This window comes from Pseudomonas sp. ES1, assembly GCF_050586605.1.
Classification (GTDB): Bacteria; Pseudomonadota; Gammaproteobacteria; order Pseudomonadales; family Pseudomonadaceae; genus Aquipseudomonas; species Aquipseudomonas sichuanensis.
In genome coordinates this window covers 1-15573 of the sequence record NZ_JBOBDM010000092.1, presented here as the reverse complement: position 1 = coordinate 15573, position 15573 = coordinate 1, and the positions used below count along the sequence as shown (strand labels likewise).

Here is a 15573-nt window from a genome sequence, read left to right as displayed (position 1 = left end):
AGCAGCCTGGGCTTCAATCTGTTGGTGCAGGCAGGCCTGGGCCGGGAAATCGCGGCTATCAGCGTTCCATTCGGCCAGGCTGGCGGCCTGTTCGGCAGCGGTCTGCATCGGCAGTTCGGCAATACGCTGCTCAGGGTTGGCGACCACTGCCTGCAGCAGGTTCAGCCAGTGCGCGGCCAGGCACTCGACGGTGGCTGCGTCGAACAGGTCGGTGGCGTAGGTGAAGCTGGCGCTCAGCCCCTGCTCGCCTTCCTGGGTTTCCAGGGTCAGGTCGAGCTGGGCGCTGATATTGCGCAGCAATACCCCTTCGGCCTGCAGGCCGGGCAGTTGCACCGCGCCCATTTCGGTGGCGCCGCTGAGATGGTTGTAGAGCACCTGGAACAGCGGGTTGTGGTTGAGGCTGCGCTCGGGCTGCAGCGCCTCGACCAGTTGTTCGAACGGCAGGTCCTGGTACTGCTGGGCGGCCTGGGCCTGTTGATCGAGCTGGCCGAGCAGCGCGGCGAACGAGCGCTGCGTGTCGATACGACTGGCCAGCACCTGGGTGTTGACGAACAGCCCGACCAGGCGTTCGGTCTCCAGGCGATTGCGGTTGGCCACCGGCACGCCGACGCGGATGTCGTGCTGCCCGCTGTAGCGCTGCAGCAGCACCTGGAAGCTGGCCAGCAGCACCACGAAGGGGGTCACGCCGCGGGCCCGCGCCAACTGGCGCACGCCCTCGCCCAGCGCCGTCGGCAGGCTGACCGGCAGGCGGGCGCCGCGCAGGCTCGGGGTGGCCGGGCGCGGGCGGTCGAATGGCAGTTCGAGCAGCGGCTGTTCGTGCCCCAGTTGCTCGCGCCAGTAGGCCAGTTGGCGCTCGCGCTCGCCGGCCTGCATCCACTGGCGCTGCCAGGCGGCGTAGTCGGCGTAGTCGATCGGCTGCTCGGTGGCCGGCAGGGCAACACCCTGCACCTGGGCCTGGTACAGGGCCATCAGGTCTTCGACGATCAGGGTCATCGACCAGCCGTCGGTGATGATGTGGTGCAGGTTGAGCGCCAGCACATGCTCGTCGGCGGCCAGGCGCAGCAGGTTGACCCGCACCAGCGGGCCGTGTTCGAGGTCGAACGGCTGCTGGTTGAGGCGCTCCAGCACGCCATGCAGGGCCTGGGCCTCGACCGGCTCGACCGTCAATGGCAGCTCGGCCTGGGCGTCGATCCGCTGCCACAACTGCTCGCCTTGCTCGACGAAGCGCGTGCGCAGCCCGGGGTGGCGCTGCAGCAGCGCCGTGCAGGCGGACTGCAGCGCGGGGATGTGCAGCGCGCCCTTGAGGCGCAACGCCGAAGGCAGGTGGTAGGCCGCGCTGGCCGGGTCCAGGCGCCAGAGGAACCACTGGCGCTGCTGGGCGTAGGACACCGCCCGCAGGTCGCGCTCCAGCGCCGGAACGATCGGCAGGCGCGCCACGTTGACGCCCGCCTGCTGCAACTTGCCGAACAGCTGCTGCCGCTTGTCGAAATCCAGTCCCTTGATCCGATCAACCAGCTCTTGGGTTTTTGCAGCCATCGGCTTACGCATTGCTTGTCTCCAGCTCATCGAGCACATCGAATACCAGGTCGAGCTCTGCCCCAAGCTCGTCTGCTGAAAGTTGTTGGGAAATCTGTTCGGCCAACTGGCCGAGCTGGCCGGCCTGATGGAAGTCGCGCACCGACAGCTCGACACCGAGCTCGGCGCGCAGGCGCGACAGCAGCATGACCATCTGCAGTGACTGCCCGCCCAGTTCGAAGAAGTTGTCCGCAAGGCCTACCCGCTCGACCCCCAGCACCTCTTGCCAGAGCGTCGCCAGTTGCTGCTCCAGCTCGCTGCGCGGCGCCTCGTAGGCCTGCTGGCGCGCCGCCCGCTCGGGGGCTGGCAGGGCCTTGCGGTCGAGCTTGCCATTGGGGGTCTGCGGCAATTGCGCCAGGTACATCAGCACGCCGGGCACCATGTACTCGGGCAGTACCTCGCGCAGGGCGGCACGCACACTGTCCGGCGCCTGCTCGGCGGCGGCCAGGTACGCCACCAGTTGCCCGTCCACCGCCAGCACGGCCGCTTCGCGCACGCCGGGGATGGCCAGCAGACGCGTCTCGACCTCGCCCAGCTCGATACGCAAGCCACGCAGCTTGACCTGATGATCGATACGGCCGACGTACTCCAGCTCGCCCGAGGCGCGGTAGCGCACCAGGTCGCCGCTGCGGTACATGCGCTCGCCCGCCCCGCCGAACGGGTTGGGCAGGAATTTCTCGGCGGTCAGCCCGGGGCGGCCCAGGTAGCCGCGGGTGACCCCGGCGCCCGCCAGGTACAACTCGCCGGCCACGCCGTGCGGCAGGGCCTGCAGCTGGCCGTCGAGCACATGCCCGCTGCTGTTGTGCAGTGGGCGGCCGATGCAGGCGCGGCCACCGGCCTCGCGGCGGGCCCAGGTGGAATAGGTGGTGTCTTCCGACGGGCCGTACAGGTCATGTACATGGGCCACGTGCCCCAGCGCATAGAGGCTGTCGACCAGGCTCTGCTTGAGCGGCTCGCCGGCCAGGTTGACCAGGCGCACGCCCGTCGGCAAGCCGTCGCTGCGTACCAGTGCGGCAATCGCCGACGGCACCGTGTTGACCAGGCGCACCAGGTGCCGGGCCGGCAGGTGCGGCAGCTCCAGGGCGTTGCGCGCCATTACCAGCCAGCCGCCGTTGGCCAGGGTCACGAACAGCTCCCACACCGACAGGTCGAAGCACACCGAGGTGCTCGCCAGCACCCCCTGAATATCGTCGGCGGCAAAGGCCTCGCGGCTCCAGCGAGCCAGCGCCGCGACGTTGCGGTGGCTGATCGCCACGCCCTTGGGCAGGCCGGTGGAGCCGGAGGTGTAGATGACATAGGCCAGGTTGCCGGCGCTCACCTCGCTGTGCACCGCCTCGGCGCACTGGCCGCTGAACGGTTCGATGTGCAGTGCCTGGACGCCGGCCGGCACCTCGATGACCTCAGGTTGGGTCAGCACCAGCGCGCAGTCGCTGTCCTTGAGCATGTAGGCGATGCGCTCGGCAGGGTATTCCGGGTCGAGCGGCACATAGGCGCCACCGGCCTTGAGCACCCCCAGCAGCGCCGCCAGCAGAGCCGCGGTGCGCGGCAGCGCCACCGCGACCCGGGTTTCCGGGGTGACGCCGCGCGCCAGCAGTTGCCGGGCAATGTAGTTGGCCCAGGCGTCGAGCTGTTGGCAGGTGTAGCGCTGCTCGCCGTCGATCAGCGCCAGCGCCTCGGGGTTGGCCGCGGCGCGGGCCTCGATGGCCTGGTGGATGCACAGTTCCTGCGGGTATGCCAGCGCGCCCAGGTGTGCCCGTGCGGCCAGCTCGGCGGCAGCCTGGGCCGGCAGCATCGGCAACTCGCCCAGCGGCAGCTCGGGGTGAGCGGGCAGGCTTTCCAGCAGCTGCAACAGGTGCTCGCCGAGGGCCTGCACCGCGTCTTCGGCGAAGGCGGCGCGGTCGTAGCTCAGCTGCAGTTCAAGGGCCGAGCCGAGGGTGACCAGCAGGGTCAGCGGATAGTGGGTCTGTTCAAGGTTGCGGATGCCACTCAGCTGCACACCTTCGGGCGCGCCCTCGGCCAGGGTGTCGCCCAGCGGGTAGTTCTCGAACACCACCAGGGTGTCGAACAGGCTGGCGCCGGCCTGGCCGGCCCAGCCCTGGATATCGGCCAGCGCGGTGTGTTCGTGCTCACGCAGGGCCAGGTTGTCGTCCTGCAGGGTTTGCAACAACTGGCCCAGGGGTTGCTCCGGGCGCGGCGCGACGATCACCGGCAAGGTGTTGATGAACAGCCCCACCTGATGCTCGATGCCCGGCAAGCCGGCCGGGCGACCGGCCACGGTGGCGCCGAAGCACACCGCCGCCTGGCCGGTGTAGCGTTGCAGCAGCAACGCCCAGGCTGCCTGCACCAGGGTGTTGACGGTCAGCTTGCGGGCCTTGGCGAAGGCCACCAGGCGCTCGCTGCGTGCGCCGTGCAGGCGGATGCGCTGTTCGCCATGCCCCTGCCCGGCCTGGGCCAGCGGCGCCAGCGCGGTCATCAGTTGGGTCGGTTCGTCGAGCAGCGCCAGGCGCTTGCGCCAGAACTGCTCGCTGACCTGACGGTCCTGGCGCTGCAGCCAGCCGATATAGTCGCGGTAACGCCCGGCAGGCGCCGGCAGCGTGCGCCCGGCGTAGCACGCCAGCACTTCGCCGAGCACCTGGGCGTTGCTCCAGCCGTCGAGCAGCACGTGGTGGTGGGTGTAGACCAGGTGCCAGCGCGCCGCCTCGGTACGCACCAGCACCAGGCGCAGCAACGGCGCCTGGCGGGTATCGAAGGCCTGGGCGCGCTGCTCGTCGGCCAGTGCCTGCAAGCGCTGCTCAAGCTGCGCTTCGCCGCGCCAGTCGAGCTCGATGAAGGGCACCTGCGCCTGCTTGAACACCAGTTGCACCACCTGGGCCTGCTGCGCCGGCCAGTGGAAGCCGCTGCGCAGCATGGCGTGGCGGTCGAGCACCGCCTGCCAGGCCTGGCGGAAACGCTGCGGTTCCAGGCCGTCGATGTCCAGGCGCAGTTGGTTGATGTAGCTGCCGCTGCCCGGGGCCAGCCGCTCGTGAAGCAACAGGCCCTGCTGCATCGGCGACAGGCCGTGAATGTCCTCAAGCTCGGCCAGCGCCACCGGCAAGGCGTCCAGCGCTGCCTGGTCGAGCCCGGCCAGCGGGTAGTCCGATGGCGTGGCCTGGGGCGCGGGCAACTGGCGGCAGTGCTCCACCAGCGCGCGCAGGCATGCGTGGAAGCGCTCCAGCAGCGCGGCGATGGTCGCCTCCTGGTACATCTGCGTGCTGAAGCCGAACTGCAGGGCCAGCTCGCCGCCGTACACCTGCCCTTCCACGCAGAGCCAGTTGGCCAAGGGTGCATCGGCATCCTGGGCGGCGCCGCTGCTCTCGGCGGCCGGCGCCCACAGCGCATGTTCGTCGAACTGCTGGTCGAACTGCCCCAGGTAATTGAAGGTGATGCGCGGCGGTGCCAGCGCGGCCAGGGACTGGCGCTGCTCGGGGTTGCCCAGCTGGCGCAGCAGGCCGTGGCCGATGCCCTTGTGCGGCACGCCGCGCAGTTGCTCCTTGATGGTCTTGATGGCGGTGCCAGCGTCGCCGGCCGGGGTCAGACGCACCGGGAACAGCGTGGTGAACCAGCCGACCGTGCGCGACAGGTCGATGTCGGCGAACGCGTCTTCGCGGCCGTGGCCTTCCAGTTGCACCAGCACCTCGGCCTGGCCGCTCCAGCCGGCCACGGCCTGGGCCAGGGCGGTCAGCAGCAGGTCGTTGACCTGGGTGCGGTAGGCCGCTGGGGCCTCCTGCAACAACTGGCGGGTGAAGCTGGCGTCGAAGCGGGTCTCAAGCTTGTGGCCGTGGCGGTTGCTGGCGGCGCCTTGCGGGTTGTCGCAGAGCAGCTCGGCGGCGACGGTCTGGGCGCGCCAGTAGTCCAGTTCGCCGGCATGGCGTTCGGCCAACGCCGGCAGGCGGGCGGCCCAGGCCTGCCAGGCGCTGGTCTTGGCCGGCAGCGGTTGTTGCTGGTAGGCCTGCTGCAGGTCTTCGAGCAGCACGCGCCAGGACACGCCATCGACCACCAAGTGGTGGATCACCAGCAACAGGCGCTGGCTGCCGTCGGCCAGCTGTGCCAGCACAGCGCGCAGTAGTGGGCCGTTGGCCAGGTCGAGGCTGCGCTGGGTGGCCTGGCACAGCTCGGCCAGGGCCTGCTCGTCGGCGACTTGTTGTTCAGTGAACGGCAGCGCCTGCTCAGCTTCGGCGTGCCAGGCCTGCCAGCCGTCCTGGTGCTCGCTGAAGCGCAGGCGCAGGGCGTCGTGCTGGCGCAGCAGTTGCCCCAACGCCGCGGCCAGGCGCCCGGCGTCCAGGGCCTGGCGCGGGGTGAGCAGCAGCGACTGGTTCCAGTGCGCGCGCCCGGGCACGGCCTGCTCGAAGAACTGCTGCTGGATCGGGCTCAGCAGCGCCTCGCCCTGCACCAGCCCTTGCTCGGCCTGAACTTGCAGCGCCTGCCCGGCGGCAGCGGCAAGGCTGCGCACGGTCTGGTGCTGGAACAGGTCGCGCGGGCTGAACTGCAGGCCTTGGCGGCGAGCACGGCTGACCACCTGGATGGCGATGATCGAATCGCCGCCCAGTTCGAAGAAGTTGTCGTCGATGCCCACCTGCTCGGCCCCGAGCACCTCGCGCCAGATCTGGGCCAGGGTGGCCTGGGTGTCATCCAGGGGCGCAACGTAGGCGCCGCGCGCAGCGGCCTGCGGTTGTGGCAGGGCCTTGCGGTCGAGCTTGCCGTTGGGGGTCAGCGGCAGGCTGGCCAATGGCATCAGGTGGCTCGGCACCATGAATTCCGGCAAGGCCTGCAGCAGCCAGTCCTTGAGCGCTTGCTGCCAGCCTTCGCCCTGCTGGTTGAGCACCAGGTAGGCAACCAGCTGCTTGCCGTCGACGGCCAGCACCACGGCCTCGCGCACGCTCGGGTGCTGGGCCAGGCGCGCTTCGATCTCGCCCAGCTCGATGCGCAGGCCGCGGATTTTCACCTGATGGTCGAAGCGGCCGAGGTACTCGATCACCCCGTCGCCGCGCTGACGCACGCGATCGCCGGTGCGGTACAGGCGCTCCCCCGGGCTGAACGGGTCGGCGACGAAGCGCTCGGCAGTCAGCCCCGGGCGGCGGTGGTAGCCGCGGGCAAGACCCACGCCACCCAGGTACAGTTCGCCAGACACACCGGGCGCCACCGGCTCGAGGCCGGCGTCGAGCACGTAGGTGCGGATGTTGGCGATCGGCTGGCCGATCGGCACGCTGTCGCGACCTTCGTCGACGCAGGTCCAGTGGGTCACGTCGATGGCCGCTTCGGTAGGGCCATAGAGGTTGTACAGCCCGGCCTGGGGCAGGCGGGCGAACACTTGCTGCTGGGCATCCACCGGCAGCGCCTCGCCACTGCAGACGATGCGCCGCAGGCTGGTGCAGGCCTCGACGCCGGGCTCATGGATAAAAGCCTGGAGCATCGACGGCACGAAATGCAGGGTGCTGACCTGGTGGCGCTGGATGGTCGCGATCAGCCGCGCCGGATCGCGGTGCTCGCCGGGGGCCGCCACCGCCAGGCGGGCGCCGGTCATCAGCGGCCAGAAGAACTCCCACACCGAGACGTCGAAGCTGAACGGGGTCTTCTGCAGCACCGTGTCGCTGGCGTCGATGCCATAGGCCTGCTGCATCCAGCACAGGCGGTTGGTCAACGCCGCGTGGCTGTTGCCGGCGCCCTTCGGGCGGCCAGTGGAACCGGAGGTATAGATGACGTAGGCCAACTGGGCGGGGTCGGTCGGCAGCTTCGGCGACGTGGCCGGCTGCTCATCCAGCGCCAGTGCGTCCAGGGCCACGCAGCTTACCCCGGCCGTCACCGGCAGGCTGCCGAGCAGCGCCTGCTGGGTCAGCAGCAGGCTGATGCCGCTGTCCTCGATCATGTAGGCCAGGCGTTCCTCGGGGTATTCCGGGTCCAGCGGCACGTAGGCGGCGCCGGCCTTGAGAATGCCCAGCAGGCCCACCACCATTTCGACGCTGCGCTGCACGCTGATGCCGACCAGGCGGTCGCTGCCGGCGCCGTTGGCGCGCAGGTAGTGGGCCAGGCGGTTGGCCTGGGCGTCGAGCTCGGCATAGCTCAGGGTGCTGTCGCCGAACACCAGCGCCGGCGCCGTAGGGGTGCGCTGCACCTGGTCTTCGATCAACTGGTGCACGGCGCGCTGCAGCGGGTAGTCGCTGGCCGTGGAGTTCCAGCCGTGCAGCACCTGGTGCAGGCTGGCCGCATCGAGCATCGGCAGTTGCCACAGGGCTTGCTGGGGTTGCTCGACCAGCCCCCGCAGCAGGGTCTGCCAGTGGGCGGCCATGCGCTCGATGGTGGCAGCGTCGAACAGGTCGCTGGCATAGGTGAAGGCGGCATGCAGCACGCCGCCCTTTTCATAGGTGTCCAGGCTCAGGTCGAACTGGGTGGTGCGGCTGCGCCACGCAAGCGGCGCCAGCTCCAGGCCCGAGGCCAGGGTCAGCGCGCCCAGGTCGGCGACCTGAGGCTGGTGGTTGTACATCACCTGGAACAGCGGCGCGTGGGCCAGGCTGCGCTCGACCTTGAGCGCATCGACCAGGCGCTCGAACGGCAGGTCCTGGTGGGCCTGGGCGCCGAGCACGGTGTGGCGCACCGCCTGCAGGTAACCGAGCACGTCGCCCTGCGCATCCGGCTGCAGGCGCAGCACCTGGGTGTTGACGAACAGGCCGATCAGGCCTTCGATCTCGCTACGGTTGCGGTTGGCCACCGGGCTGCCAATGCGCAAGTCGGCCTGGCCGGTGTAGCGCTGCAGCAGCAGGCCGAAACCGCCCAGCAGCAGCATGAACAGGGTCAGGTTGTGCTGGCGGGCGAAACCGCGCAGCTGATCGGCCAGCGCGGCGTCGACGGCGAACTCCAGGCGCTGCCCGCGAAAGCTTGGGCTGGCCGGGCGGGCATGGTCCAACGGCAGCTCCAGCACCGGCTGCTCGTCGCCCAGGGTGGCCTGCCAGTAGCCCAGCTGGCGCGCAAGCTCGCCGGCTTCCAGCCAGCGGCGCTGCCACAGGGCGTAATCGACGTACTGGATCGGCAGCGCCGGCAGCTGCGGCTGGGCGCCGGCGGCGAAGGCGTCGTAGCAGCGGCTGAACTCGTCGATCAGCACGTTCATCGACCAGCCATCGGAGACGATGTGGTGCAGGGTCAACAGCAGCACGTGTTCCTGGTCGGCCAGTTGCAGCAGGCAGATGCGCAGCAGCGGGCCGTTGGCCAGGTCGAACGGGCGCAGCGATTCGGCTTCGACCTCGGCCTGCACCCGCGCCTCGCGGGTGTCGCCGGCCAGCGCGCGCAGGTCCAGGTGGCGGATCTGCGGCGCGCCCGGGCAATGCACCTGGGCCAGCGACTCGTCGTCCTGCTGGCGGAACACGCAGGCCAGGCTCTGGTGGCGCTCGAGCAGGCTGGCGAACGCCTGGGCCAGCGCGGCCTGGTCCAGCGCGCCCTTGAGCCGCACCGCCCCCGGCAGGTTGTAGGCGCCGCCCTGGGGGTCGAGCTGCCACAGCACCCACATGCGCTGCTGGGCGTAGGACGGCGCCAGGCGGTCGTCGGCCGCCACCCCGGCGGGGATCGGGAACTGGGAAAAGTCGATGCCTTCCCTGGCCAGGCTTTCAAGGAACAGGCGGCGCTTTTCCAGCGGCAGTTCGATGAAACGGCGGGCCAGTTGCAGGGACTTCTCGGCATTCATCAGGTTGCTTCCGTACGAGTGAGGTACCACGGGCAGTGCCCGGCTATCCCTACGAAACGGATACAACCTGCAAAAAATTAAGGTCGCAGGGCGCCTTCCCACGCCCGCCAGGTCTGTTTCCCGCAGACCTTGAAACATTTACTTTCATTTAATTAGGCAGGTTTCTCATTCTCATCCGTCCTATTAAGTGCAGCCTTCACGGTTGAGCCGAGACTCGACCGCACTTTTTTCCAAGAAGACCGACCGATGGCCCGACAACCGAAAAAGAAATCCTCGTCCAAGCTGTGGTTCCTGGTACACAGCTGGCTTGCCCTGCCGATCTGGTTCTTTGTGCTGATCGTCTGTTTCACCGGCATGCTCGCGGTGGTCAGCCAGGAGATCGTGTGGCTGGCCAACGCCGACGTGCGCGCCAGCAAGCCGGACGGCGATGCCGAGCGCCTGAGCTTCCAGCAGGTGCTCGATGCCATGCACAAGGCCGAGCCTGAACTGAACGTGGGCGTGCTCAGCCAGCCGGACGGCTCGCACTTCGCCCTGCAGGCCTCGGTGACCCGCGCCGACGGCACCAGCGCGCTGCTGTACGTCAACCCCTACACCGGGGCCGTGCAGGGCCAGCGCCCGGACTTCGACTTCGAGGCCTTCACCCGCGCCCTGCATGGCTGGTGGCTGGTGCCGTTCACCAACGGCTACAGCTGGGGCTGGTACCTGGTGTCGCTGCTGGGGCTGCCGATGCTGGCGTCTCTGGTGACCGGGCTTGTGGTCTACAAGAAGTTCTGGCGCGGCTTCTTCAAGCCGGTGCGCACCGGCCACGGCTCGCGGATCTTCTGGGGTGACCTGCACCGCCTGGCAGGGGTGTGGTCGATCTGGTTCATCGCGGTGATCTCGGTCACTGGCCTGTGGTTCCTGATCCAGGCAATCCTCGGCGACAACCACGTGACCATTTCCACCGAGCCAATCGTGCCGGTGATCGCCCGTGAGCAGGTGCCGCAGACTGCCGACGGCAGCCCGGCGCCGCGCATCGACCTGGACGAGGCGGCGCGCATCGCCAGCGAGGCCATCCCCGGGCTGGAGGTGAGCTTCATCTCGCTGCCCGCCACCGCCTACAGCCACTACAGCATGGGTGGCCGTGGCTGGTACCCGCTGATGTTCCAGACCGCCGAGGTCAACCCGTACACGCGCAACATCGACAGCCAGTTCCTGCTCGGCGACCGTTCGACCCTGGAGTTCGTCACCGAATCGATGCGCCCGCTGCACACCGGCGACTTCGGCGGCCTGGCGATCAAGCTGATCTGGTTCTTCTTCGGCCTGGTGCTGACCCTGATGGTGCTCAGCGGCCTGCTGATCTGGACCAAGCGCACCGCCCAGGCCACCGCCGCCGCCCTGAAACGCGCCGAGCGCCCGGCCCGGGCCCGCGCGCAAGCCACTGACACCCCCGTGGAGGCCCAGCCATGAGCCAGGCGAACAGCGTGCCGCAAGGCGGCTTCAAGCAGTGGTGGCTGAAATGGCGCTTCCACCTGAACATCCTGCTGATCCTCATCCCGCTGGGCTTCATGCCCAAGTACTTCGCCGACGCCAGCCTGTTCCGCGGCGACAGCGGCCTGGGCGCCAACATCATCCACGACATCCAGGTGGGGCGCTGGAGCCTGGACCTGGCCGAGTTCCGCGACGAGGCGCCACGCAATGAAGGCCCGGCGGGCCATTTCAAGGCGTTCAGCGCCGCGCTGTGCAACACCTGCACCGAAGGGGTCAAGGCCATCTACCTGCGGGTGGGCAAGCCGCGCAGCCTGCGCGCCGCCGGCACCATCTTCTTCGGCGCCCCGGCGCGCATGGGCACCTCGCTGCCGATTCCGCCCCGCACCCGTGCCGACGCCGACATCTGGATCACCATCGAAGGCTGGGACGGCAAGATGTACCAGGCTTCGGTGCCACTGGCCAAGGCATCGCCGGCCACCGTGGCCTGGCTCGAGAAACAAGGAGGCAAGAAATGACACCACCGTTGCTGCGCAGGCTCGCCCTGCCCTTTTTGCTGCTGGCCGCCACCCCGGCGCTGGCGCACAACCCGATGTGCGATTGCACCGAAAACGCCGGGCAGATCACCTGCAAGGGCGGTTTCAGCGACGGCAGCGGCGCGCCGGGGGTAACCCTGGACGTGATCGGCTACGACGAACAGGTGTTGGTGGCCAGCAAGCTGGGGGATGACTCCACCCTCACCTTCAAGCGCCCCGACGGCGAGTTCTACGTGCTGTTCGATGCCGGCCCCGGCCATGTGGTTGAAGTGGACCACGCCGATATCGGTGCGCCATGAGCCGCGCCCAGGTGGTACGCCCGGCGGGTGCCGGGCACGAAACCCTCTATGTGTTGCTGGCCGCCGTGTTGATCCTGCTGCTGGCCGCCAGTGTGGTGGCCGTGCGCGGCGAGCGCGAGGACGAACAGGCCGTCGCCGCCCACCAGCTCGACGCCCGGCGTGACCTGAACGCCGCCGAACAGGGCCTGCACACCGACCTGTGGGTGGCGGTCGAGGAGATCCGTGCGCTGCGCGAGGAAAGCGGCAGCGCGCCGCAGGTGGCCGAGCTCGCCGAAGCGGGCCTGCCGCCCTTCGTGGCCGATGCCAGCAGCCAGAGCCGCGGCAGCCTGCAGTGGGCGCTGCTGGACAACGGCGCCTACCTGGGCCGCAGCCAGGCCCCTGAAGTGGCTGGCAGCCTGTTGCTGATCCTGCCGCAGACGGCCGACGCCCAGCCCGATGTGTGGCTGCGCCGCGACAGCAGCGCGATGGCCCCGGACGCCCTGGACAGCGCCACGCTGATCGCCGCCGGCTGGCGGCAGATCGTCACCCACTACGACGCCGGGGTTACCCGCCAACACCGCCATTAAGGATTTGCCCATGTTCCGCTCCGCCCGCCGCACCCTGGCGCTGCTCCTGGCCTGCGCCCTGCCTGCCCTGGCCGCTGCCGACACTGGCAAGCCGCTGCGCATCGGCATCACCCTGCACCCTTACTACAGCTATGTGAGCAATATCGTCGGCGACAAGGCCGAGGTGGTGCCGCTGATCCCGGCCGGCTTCAACCCCCATGCCTACGAGCCGCGCGCCGAAGACATCAAGCGCATCGGCAGCCTGGATGTGGTGGTGCTCAATGGCGTGGGCCATGACGACTTCGCCGACCGCATGATCGCCGCCAGCGAAAAGCCCGCTATCAAGACCATCGAGGCCAACGCCAACGTGCCGCTGCTGGCGGCCACCGGTATCGCCGCCCGTGGCGCCGGCAAGGTGGTCAACCCGCACACCTTCCTGTCGATCAGCGCGACCATCGCCCAGGTCAACAACATCGCCCGCGAACTGGGCAAGCTCGACCCGGACAACGCCAAGTTCTACACCCAGAACGCCCGTGCCTATGCCAAGCGCCTGCGGGCCCTGCGCGCCGAAGCGCTGGCCCAGGTGACCCAGGCGCCGGACGCGACCTTCCGCGTGGCGACCATCCACGCCGCCTACGACTACCTGGTGCGTGACTTCGGCCTGGAAGTGACCGCCGTGGTGGAACCTGCCCACGGTATCGAGCCGAGCCCGGCGCAACTGAAGAAGACCATCGACCAGCTCAAGGCGCTGGACGTGAAGGTGATCTTCTCGGAAATGGACTTCCCTTCCGCTTACGTCGAGACCATCCAGCGTGAATCGGGGGTGCGTCTGTACCCGCTCACGCATATCTCCTATGGCGAATACACCAAGGAAAAGTACGAAGTGGAGATGAAGCGCAACCTCGACACCGTGGTCCGCGCCATCCAGGAGAACCGCGCGTGACCGCCGCCGTCCACCTCAGCGCCGCTGGCGGGCCGCGCATCGACTTCGATGGCATCGACCTGACCCTGGGCCGCACCCGCATCCTTGAAGGCGTGCGCTTCAATGTCGCCCCTGGCAGCGTGCACGCCATCGTCGGGCCCAATGGCGGCGGCAAGAGCTCGCTGATCAAGACCCTGCTCGGGCAGATGCCGCACCAGGGCCAGCTGACCCTGCACTGGCCGGGCGAGCAGGAAGTGATCGGCTATGTGCCCCAGGCGCTGGAATTCGACCGCGGCCTGCCGATGACCGTCGACGACTTCATGGCCGCCATGTGCCAGCGCCGTCCGGCGTTCCTCGGTTTGTCGCGGCGGGTGCGCCCGGCCATCGACGCGGCGCTGGCCAGGGTCGGCATGCTCGACAAGCGCAAGCGGCGCATGGGCGCGCTGTCCGGTGGCGAACGCCAGCGGGTGCTGCTGGCCCAGGGGCTGATCCCCGAGCCGCAACTGCTGGTGCTCGACGAGCCGATGTCGGCGCTCGATGAAGCCGGCATCCAGGTGTTCGAGCAACTGCTGCACGGCTGGCGCCAGGCCGGCACCACCGTGCTGTGGATCGAGCACGACCTGCAGGCGGTGCTGCGCCTGGCCGACCGGGTGACCGGGCTGAACCGCCAGGTGCTGTTCGACGCCCCGCCGGCTGAAGCGCTCACGCCTGAGCGCCTGCTCAGTTTGTTCTCCGTCCACCCTCGCAGCGAGAGCCGTTCATGAGTTTCGAAGCGTTCCGCCAACTGGTCCAGGAATGGGCCGGCGCGGGTTATCTACCGGAGGCGCTGGCCTACGGTTTCGTGGTCAACGCGCTGCTGGCGGGCCTGATGATCGGCCCGGTGCTGGGCGGGCTGGGCACCCTGGTGGTGGTCAAGCGCTTTGCCTTCTTCTCCGAGGCGGTCGGCCACGCCGCGCTGACGGGCGTGGCCATCGGCATCTTGCTGGGCGAACCCTACACCGGCCCCTATGGCAGCCTGTTCGGCTACTGCCTGCTGTTCGGCATTTTGCTCAACTTCCTGCGCAACCGCACCGGGCTGTCGCCGGATACCTTGATCGGGGTGTTCCTCTCGGTGTCGCTGGCGCTGGGCGCGAGCCTGCTGCTGATGCTGGCCGGCAAGATCAACGTGCATATCCTGGAAAACGTGCTGTTCGGCTCGGTGCTCACCGTCAGCGCCCACGACCTGCTGGTGCTGGGCATCGTCGCGCTGCTGGTGCTGGCGTTGGCGCTACCGCTGTACAACCGCATCATGCTGGCCAGCTTCAACCCGCAGCTGGCGGCGGTGCGCGGGGTGGCGGTGAAGACCCTGGACTACCTGTTCGTGGTGCTGGTGACGCTGGTGACCGTGGCCTCGGTGAAGGTGATCGGGGCGATCCTGGTGGGCGCCCTGCTGGTGATCCCGGCGGCGGCCGCGCGGCTGGTCAGCCAGTCGCTCAAGGGTTTCTTCTTCATCTCGGTACTGATCGCCACCGTCAGCACCCTGTTGGGCATCCTGCTGCCGATCACGCTCGACCTGCCGGTGCCGTCGGGCGCGGCGATCATCCTGGTGGCCGGCCTGTGTTTCGCCCTCTGTGCCCTGGCCCGCGCCCTCGTCCCCCGCCTGCAAGGAAACCCGGCATGACCCTGAAAAAACTCACCCTGGCCCTGGCCTTGAGCGGCCTGCCGCTGCTGGCCAACGCCACCCAAGTGCTGACCACCCTGCCGGTGACCCACAGCCTGGCGGCCGCCCTGCTCGATGGCACCTCGGTGCAGCTCAAGAGCGCCGTCCCGGCCAACCTGCCGGCCAGCCGCCAGCCGTCGTACTTCGAGGGCCGTGGCGGCGCCAGCCTGCAGAAGGCCGCGCAGCAGGCCGACGCGGTGATCGGCGTGCGCTCGATCTGGCGTGACGACCCGCTCTACCCCATGGCCCGGCGCAGCAATATCCGCATCGTCGAAATCGACGCCGCGCGCCCGGTGGACGGCGCCCTGCCGGGCATCGCGGTCCAGGGCGAGCAAGCGTTTTCTGCGTATCCGTGGCTCAACCCGACCAATCTGGGGCGCATGGCCGATGTGGTGGCCAACGACCTGGAGCTCCTGTCGCCGGCGGACAAGGCGAAGATCCAGAGCAACCTGGCCGGGCTCAAGCGCCAGATGCTCGAACTCACCGCCAGCAGCCAGGCGCAGCTGGCCGAGGTCGATAACCTCAGCGTGGTCAGCCTGTCCGAGCGGCTTGGGTACCTGGCCAGCGGGCTCAACCTGGATGTGGTCGAACAACCGCTGCACGCCGACGAGCAGTGGGACGAGGCCGCGCTCAAGGCGCTGAGCGACAACCTCAGGCAACAAGACGTGGCACTGGTGCTGCACCATCGCCAACCGGATGCCAAGGTGGTTGCGGCGATCGAGGCCGGTGGTGCCAAGTTGCTGGTGGTCGACAGCGATCCGCAGGACGCCGTGGCCGGGCTCAAGGCCAGTGTCGAGCAGGTGCTGAAGGCGTTGGGCAGCA

At 68.9% G+C, this 15573-nt stretch carries 10 protein-coding genes; 8 read left to right on the top strand and 2 right to left on the bottom strand.

Features of this window, described 5'->3' with window-relative positions; genetic code table 11:
- Both ACQ4N9_RS25220 and ACQ4N9_RS25215 read right to left on the bottom strand, forming a co-directional pair.
- Positions 1-1548, bottom strand: a 1548-nt coding sequence (locus ACQ4N9_RS25220) for a condensation domain-containing protein (RefSeq protein ID WP_430933986.1), incomplete at its 3' end; no start/stop codon positions are given.
- Positions 1541-9283 carry an amino acid adenylation domain-containing protein gene (locus ACQ4N9_RS25215; RefSeq protein WP_390971203.1) on the bottom strand — a complete coding sequence of 2581 codons (7743 nt, stop codon included), beginning with the start codon at positions 9281-9283 and terminating at the stop codon, positions 1541-1543. The genes ACQ4N9_RS25220 and ACQ4N9_RS25215, both read right to left, overlap by 8 nt.
- Positions 9284-9529: 246 nt before the next feature.
- On the opposite strand from ACQ4N9_RS25215, the gene ACQ4N9_RS25210 reads away from it, so the two are divergent.
- The 8 genes from ACQ4N9_RS25210 to ACQ4N9_RS25175 form a co-directional block, all read left to right on the top strand.
- Entirely contained in the window at positions 9530-10732 is a 1203-nt protein-coding gene (locus tag ACQ4N9_RS25210) for a PepSY-associated TM helix domain-containing protein (protein ID WP_390971205.1), read from the top strand.
- Entirely contained in the window at positions 10729-11268 is a 540-nt protein-coding gene (locus ACQ4N9_RS25205) for a thiamine pyrophosphate-binding protein (protein ID WP_390971207.1), read from the top strand. Before ACQ4N9_RS25210 ends, ACQ4N9_RS25205 begins: the two co-directional genes overlap by 4 nt.
- Complete coding sequence (locus tag ACQ4N9_RS25200; protein ID WP_125858309.1) at positions 11265-11585, top strand: hypothetical protein; 321 nt, start codon at positions 11265-11267, stop codon at positions 11583-11585. Before ACQ4N9_RS25205 ends, ACQ4N9_RS25200 begins: the two co-directional genes overlap by 4 nt.
- A complete protein-coding gene (locus ACQ4N9_RS25195) occupies positions 11582-12151 on the top strand; it encodes a DUF6162 family protein (RefSeq protein ID WP_390971209.1) in 570 nt (189 codons plus the stop codon). The genes ACQ4N9_RS25200 and ACQ4N9_RS25195 overlap by 4 nt, the downstream gene beginning before the upstream one ends.
- Positions 12152-12161: 10 nt before the next feature.
- Positions 12162-13073 carry a metal ABC transporter substrate-binding protein gene (locus ACQ4N9_RS25190; RefSeq protein WP_258706280.1) on the top strand — a complete coding sequence of 304 codons (912 nt, stop codon included), beginning with the start codon at positions 12162-12164 and terminating at the stop codon, positions 13071-13073.
- Complete coding sequence (locus ACQ4N9_RS25185; protein ID WP_390971211.1) at positions 13070-13816, top strand: metal ABC transporter ATP-binding protein; 747 nt, start codon at positions 13070-13072, stop codon at positions 13814-13816. The genes ACQ4N9_RS25190 and ACQ4N9_RS25185 overlap by 4 nt, the downstream gene beginning before the upstream one ends.
- Positions 13813-14712: a metal ABC transporter permease gene (locus ACQ4N9_RS25180; protein ID WP_110995159.1), complete on the top strand. Its 900-nt coding sequence runs from the start codon at positions 13813-13815 to the stop codon at positions 14710-14712. The genes ACQ4N9_RS25185 and ACQ4N9_RS25180 overlap by 4 nt, the downstream gene beginning before the upstream one ends.
- A partial coding sequence (locus ACQ4N9_RS25175; protein ID WP_430933981.1) for a metal ABC transporter substrate-binding protein occupies positions 14709-15573 on the top strand: 865 nt, incomplete at its 3' end. The genes ACQ4N9_RS25180 and ACQ4N9_RS25175, both read left to right, overlap by 4 nt.

What these genes read in the sequence shown, in the direction of transcription:
- ACQ4N9_RS25210 (WP_390971205.1), top strand. Translation starts at nt 9,530, where the DNA reads ATGGCCCGACAACCGAAAAAGAAATCCTCGTCCAAGCTGTGGTTCCTG.
- ACQ4N9_RS25215 (WP_390971203.1), bottom strand. Translation starts at nt 9,283, where the DNA reads ATGAATGCCGAGAAGTCCCTGCAACTGGCCCGCCGTTTCATCGAACTG.
- ACQ4N9_RS25180 (WP_110995159.1), top strand. Translation starts at nt 13,813, where the DNA reads ATGAGTTTCGAAGCGTTCCGCCAACTGGTCCAGGAATGGGCCGGCGCG.
- ACQ4N9_RS25195 (WP_390971209.1), top strand. Translation starts at nt 11,582, where the DNA reads ATGAGCCGCGCCCAGGTGGTACGCCCGGCGGGTGCCGGGCACGAAACC.
- ACQ4N9_RS25205 (WP_390971207.1), top strand. Translation starts at nt 10,729, where the DNA reads ATGAGCCAGGCGAACAGCGTGCCGCAAGGCGGCTTCAAGCAGTGGTGG.
- ACQ4N9_RS25200 (WP_125858309.1), top strand. Translation starts at nt 11,265, where the DNA reads ATGACACCACCGTTGCTGCGCAGGCTCGCCCTGCCCTTTTTGCTGCTG.
- ACQ4N9_RS25190 (WP_258706280.1), top strand. Translation starts at nt 12,162, where the DNA reads ATGTTCCGCTCCGCCCGCCGCACCCTGGCGCTGCTCCTGGCCTGCGCC.